This window comes from Streptomyces sp. NPDC003943 (assembly GCF_053605265.1).
This window is the reverse complement of sequence record NZ_JBSGIW010000173.1, coordinates 1-5,604: the sequence shown is the minus strand read 5'-3', so window position 1 is coordinate 5,604 and position 5,604 is coordinate 1. Positions and strand designations below refer to the sequence as shown.

The window sequence follows — 5,604 nt, the reverse complement described above, 5'->3', positions numbered from 1 at the left end:
TCGTCGCCGTCCTCCTGTCCGGCGCGCTGCTCTCGACCACGGCCGCCTGCGGCGACGGCTCGCAGAACATGACGACGAGCGCCGACGTGCAGGCGCCCTCGCGCTCGACCCCGGCCACGAGCGCGACCTCGCCCTGCACGCCGCCCGCAAGGCCGCCAAGCGCACCCGCTACGCCGCCGACGCCGCCCGCCCCACCCTCGGCAAACCCGCGAAGCGGCTGGCCAAGCGCGTGAAGGCGGTCCAGTCGCTGCTCGGCGAACACCAGGACAGCGTCGTCGCCCGCGTCGCGCTGCGCGAGATCGCCGTCCAGGCCCACGCCGCCGGCGAGACCACCTTCACCTGGGGACTTCTGTACGGACGCGAGGAGGCCTCCGCCCAGGCCGACGAGCGTGAGCTCCCCGCGCTCTGGAAGCGGGCCGCGGCCCCGGAACTCCGGGCGGCGCTGAGCCACTGAGCACCGGGGTACGCTTGAGAGTCGCCCCCCTGCCAGCTCACGAAGGTTCGAGATGTCTGCTGCCGAGTCTGTCTTCCCGCAGCTCGAAGCTCTGCTCCCGCACGTGCAGAAGCCGATTCAGTACGTCGGTGGAGAGCTGAACTCCACGGTCAAGCCGTGGGAGTCCGCCGACGTCCGCTGGGCGCTGATGTACCCGGACGCGTACGAGGTCGGCCTGCCCAACCAGGGCGTCATGATCCTCTACGAGGTACTGAACGAGCGCGAGGGCGTCCTGGCCGAGCGCACGTACAGCGTGTGGCCGGACCTCGAGGAACTGATGCGCGAGCACAACGTGCCGCAGTTCACCGTGGACAGCCACCGCCCGGTCGGCGCGTTCGACGTCTTCGGCCTGAGCTTCTCCACCGAGCTCGGCTACACCAACATGCTCACCGCCCTCGACCTGGCCGGCATCCCGCTGGAGTCGAAGGACCGCACCGTCGACCACCCGATCGTGCTCGCCGGCGGCCACGCCGCCTTCAACCCCGAGCCGATCGCGGACTTCATCGACGCGGCGATCATCGGCGACGGCGAGCAGGCCGTGCTGGACATGACCGAGATCATCCGCCAGTGGAAGGCCGAGGGCCGGCCCGGCGGCCGCGAGGAGGTCCTCTTCCGCCTCGCCAAGACCGGCTCCGTCTACGTCCCGGCGTTCTACGACGTCGAGTACCTGCCGGACGGCCGCATCAGCCGTGTCGTGCCCAACAAGTCCGGTGTGCCGTGGCGCGTCTCCAAGCACACCGTCATGGACCTCGACGAGTGGCCGTACCCCAAGCAGCCGCTCGTCCCGCTCGCGGAGACCGTCCACGAGCGCATGTCCGTCGAGATCTTCCGCGGCTGCACCCGCGGCTGCCGCTTCTGCCAGGCCGGCATGATCACGCGCCCCGTGCGGGAGCGAAGCATCACCGGCATCGGCGAGATGGTGGACCGCGGCCTGAAGGCCACGGGCTTCGAGGAGGTCGGCCTCCTCTCGCTCTCCTCCGCCGACCACACGGAGATCGGCGAGATCGCCAAGGGTCTCGCCGACCGCTACGAGGACGACAAGGTCGGCCTCTCCCTGCCCTCGACCCGCGTGGACGCGTTCAACGTCGACCTCGCCAACGAGCTGACCCGCAACGGGCGCCGTTCCGGTCTCACCTTCGCCCCCGAGGGCGGCTCCGAGCGCATGCGCAAGGTCATCAACAAGATGGTCTCGGAGGAGGACCTGATCCGGACCGTCTCCACCGCGTACGGCAACGGCTGGCGCCAGGTGAAGCTGTACTTCATGTGCGGCCTGCCGACGGAGACGGACGAGGACGTCCTGCAGATCGCCGACATGGCGATGAACGTGATCGCCGAGGGCCGCAAGGTCTCCGGCCAGAACGACATCCGCTGCACGGTCTCCATCGGCGGCTTCGTGCCCAAGCCCCACACCCCGTTCCAGTGGGCCCCGCAGCTCTCCGCCGAGGAGACGGACGAGCGCCTGGCCAAGCTCCGGGACAAGATCCGCGGCGACAAGAAGTACGGCCGCTCGATCGGCTTCCGCTACCACGACGGCAAGCCCGGCATCGTCGAGGGCCTCCTCTCCCGCGGCGACCGCCGCATCGGCGCCGTCATCCGCGCGGTGTACGAGGACGGCGGCCGCTTCGACGGCTGGCGCGAGTACTTCTCCTACGACCGCTGGATGCAGTGCGCCGAGAAGACGCTGCCCGACTTCGGCGTCGACGTCGCCTGGTACACCACCCGCGAGCGCACCTACGAGGAGGTCCTGCCCTGGGACCACCTGGACTCCGGCCTCGACAAGGACTGGCTCTGGGAGGACTGGCAGGACGCGCTCGACGAGACCGAGGTCGAGGACTGCCGCTGGACGCCGTGCTTCGACTGCGGCGTGTGCCCTCAGATGGACACGCACATCCAGATCGGCCCGACGGGCAAGCAGCTGCTGCCGCTGACGGTCGTGAACAAGTAGGCGTGTAACGCTGCCGTGACGGCCCGGCGGAGGGTGAACCCTCCGCCGGGCCGTCTGCGTCCTGTCGGGCATGAGCACGCAAACCCCGGCCCCGCCCCCGGTGCCCGCCCCGCATGCGCTGATCCGCATCCCGGTCCGCATCGTCGTGCTGCTCCTCGTCCTCCCGGTCCGCATGACCTGGGACGCCCTCAAGGCCGCCGGCCACCTCCTCGAACGCACCGTCCTCCGCCCGACGGGCCGGGGCCTGGCGTGGCTGGCCGGCGCGATCGGGGACGGGCTGGAACGGCTGGTGGAGGGGACGAACCGGGCCTTGGCGTGGGCGTTCCGGCCGGTGGCGCGCGCCCTGACCTGGGCGTTCGGCCAGGTGGGCCGGGGCGTCACGCGCGCTGCGGTTGCGATCTGGCGCGGCGCCACGTGGGTCTTCGGCGGGGCGTGGCGGGGCCTCGCCTGGGTGTTCGGCGGCGTTGGGCGGGGGTTGGCCTGGGCGTTCACCGGCGTCGGTCGCGGGCTGGTCTGGGCGTTCACCGGCGTCGGTCGCGGGCTGGTCTGGGCGTTCGGCGGCATCGGGCGGGGGCTCGTTGTGGTCGGCCGGTGGCTGGGCAGGGCGCTGGCCCGGCCCTTCGTCATGCTCTGGCGGTACGTGATCGTGCCCGTCGCCCGTTACGGGGTCGCCGCGCCGGCCCGATGGCTCTGGCGGCAGCTGCTCGCCCCGGCCGGCGGTGCGCTCTGGCGGTACGGAGCGGTCGCCCCGGTCACCTGGCTGTACCGGTGGATCCTGGCCCCGGCCGCGCGCGGAACCGGCTGGCTGTTCACCCGTTCGGCCTGGGCCCTGGCCTGGGCGTTCACGGGGATCGGCCGGGGGATCGCGTGGGCGGCCGGGCACCTCTGGCGCGGCCTCGCGTGGGTCTTCACCCGGCTCGGCCACGGGGTCGTGTGGGCGTTCACCCGGCTCGCCCGTGGTCTCGTGCTCGTCGGCGTCGGGCTCGGCACCCTCCTCTTCCGCTGGCCCTGGCGCCATCTGCTCGTCCCGTTCGTCACGTACGGCATCGTCCTCCCCGTCCGCCGGCTCTGGCAGCGCGTTCTCGTCCCCCTCGGCCGGGAGATCCGCGACGCCCTCGCGATCTGCTGGCGTGCCGCCGGGTTCGTCTCCCGGGCGGTCGGCCGCGGCCTCGCGTGGCTGGCCCGCAACCTGGTCGTGCGGCCGGTCACGTGGGCCGTCCGGGGGCTGGTGTGGGCGGCGCGGAACCTGGTCGTGCGGCCGGTGGCGTGGGCGGCGCGCAACCTGGTCGCCCGGCCGCTGGCCTGGCTCGGGCGGAATCTGGTGCGGCGGCCGCTGGCCTGGGCGTACCGCGAGGTGTGCACCCCCGTCGGGCACTGGGTGCGGGATGCCGTGTGGGGTCCGGCGCGCCGGGCCGTCGCCGAGGCTCGTACGTCCGCCCGGGCCGCCCTGGCTGCCGCCCGGGACACGGTCCGGCAGGCCCGTCGGGATGCCTGGCGGGCCCTGGTCGGGGAACCGGAGGTGGCCCGGGCGCGTACTCTGGGTAGTACAACGAACGTCCCCGGCGCGGCGCCCGCACCCGAGATCTCCCCGCACAAGCGGGGGTGAGCCGGGCGGGACCCCCGGGACACACCGCATTTCGAGGGCGGCGCGTTCCCGCGCCCGCCCCGCACCGAGGAGAAGAACCACTGGGCAAGCGACAGCCCGAAGGCCCGCCGCCCGCACCTGCGGTGCAGCGCATCCGACTGCGCTACACCAAGCGCGGCCGCCTCCGGTTCACCAGCCACCGTGACTTCCAGCGCGCCTTCGAGCGTGCGCTGCGCCGTGCCGAGGTGCCCATGGCGTACTCGGCCGGCTTCACCCCCCACCCCAAGGTGTCGTACGCGAACGCCGCACCGACGGGCACCGGCTCCGAGGCCGAGTACCTGGAGATCGCCCTCACCGAGCAGCGCGACCCGGAGACCCTGCGGGCCCTGCTCGACGAGTCCATGCCGACCGGCCTCGACATCGTCGACGCCGTCGAGGCCCGGACCTCCGGTCTCGCCGACCGGCTCACCGCCTCCGTGTGGGAGCTGCGGCTCGACGGCGTGACCGTCGACGACGCGAACAAGGCCGTCGAGGCGTTTCTCGCGGCCGAGACCGTGGAAGTACAGCGCAAGACGAAGAACGGAATCCGTACCTTCGACACCCGCGGTGCCGTCGTGGAGCTGACCGCGGCCCCCGCCCAGGGCGATCCCCGGGGTGATAGGCCGGTGGACAGCGCCTGTGCGATACTGCGGCTGGTTGTTCGGCACGTGACACCTGCCGTGCGACCCGACGACGTCCTGTCCGGTCTCCGAGCTGTGGCCGACCTGGCGCCGCCGGTCCCCGCTGCGGTGACCAGGCTGGCGCAGGGGCTCTTCGACGAGGAGTCCGGCACGGTGACCGACCCGCTCGCGCCCGACCGCGAGGCAGTCACGGCCGCTTCATCCACGGCCGCCGCGACCGCCTCAGCGACGGCGCCGGGTGCCGGTACCGCGTAGGGAGCGGTCGTCGTAGCGCAGCCCTGGTACTCGGGAGCCACCTGGGTCGGGCCGCGCACTGACCAGGAGACTTTCGCCAGGCCGTCCGCAGAAGGCGTACGGAACCGGCGAGCCAGACATACAGCTCCCGTGCGGCGCCCGCGCCCCGGACGGCGGCACCGCGCTCGACGCGCGTACGTGCCGCCGGACCGGAACCGGACGCGGCGCCCGGGGGCGTGACGGGAGAACCGCCCGCATGCTCGAACAGCACGAAGAACACGAGAACAACGCACCCGGTGACAAGCTGCCGCCGCGTCGTCGTCGGCGCGCCGCCTCCCGGCCGGCCGGTCCGCCGGTGACGGCCGAGGCCGCCGCCGAGACCCCTGAGGTCGTCGAGGCCGCTCCGGCCCCGGCCGCCGAGGTCGTCGAGGAGGCCGCTCCGGCTCCGCGTACGCGCCGCCGTGCCACCCGTAAGGCCACCGCGCCCGAGCCGGCCACGGTCGAGGCCGAGGCTCCGGCCCCGGCCGCCGAGGCCGTCGAGGAGGCCGCTCCGGCCCCGCGTACCCGCCGCCGTGCCACCCGTAAGGCCACCGCGCCCGAGCCGGCCACGGTCGAGGCCGAGGCTCCGGCCCCGGCCGCCGAGGTCGTCGAGGAGGCCGCTCCGGCC

General features: G+C 73.3%; 4 protein-coding genes and 1 pseudogene. All 5 read left to right on the top strand.

Annotated features, from left to right (window positions below; genetic code table 11):
- Window positions 1-454, top strand: a 454-nt coding sequence (locus tag ACWEV0_RS35575) for a CHAD domain-containing protein (protein WP_453153948.1), incomplete at its 5' end; no start/stop codon positions are given.
- Window positions 455-506: 52 nt separating this feature from the next.
- Entirely contained in the window at window positions 507-2,438 is a 1,932-nt protein-coding gene (locus ACWEV0_RS35570; protein ID WP_453153947.1) for a TIGR03960 family B12-binding radical SAM protein, read from the top strand.
- Window positions 2,439-2,508: 70 nt separating this feature from the next.
- Window positions 2,509-4,044, top strand: coding sequence for a hypothetical protein (locus tag ACWEV0_RS35565; RefSeq protein WP_453153946.1), 1,536 nt, complete (start codon window positions 2,509-2,511; stop codon window positions 4,042-4,044).
- 122 nt (window positions 4,045-4,166) lie between these two features.
- On the top strand, window positions 4,167-4,958 hold the full coding sequence (locus ACWEV0_RS35560; protein ID WP_453153945.1) for a TIGR03936 family radical SAM-associated protein: 792 nt from the start codon (window positions 4,167-4,169) through the stop codon (window positions 4,956-4,958).
- 235 nt (window positions 4,959-5,193) lie between these two features.
- A pseudogene (locus tag ACWEV0_RS35555) lies at window positions 5,194-5,604 on the top strand (hypothetical protein); the annotation flags it as partial.

Excerpts from the sequence above, each read along its gene's own strand:
- ACWEV0_RS35570 (WP_453153947.1), top strand. The coding sequence starts at position 507 with ATGTCTGCTGCCGAGTCTGTCTTCCCGCAGCTCGAAGCTCTGCTCCCG.
- ACWEV0_RS35565 (WP_453153946.1), top strand. The coding sequence starts at position 2,509 with ATGAGCACGCAAACCCCGGCCCCGCCCCCGGTGCCCGCCCCGCATGCG.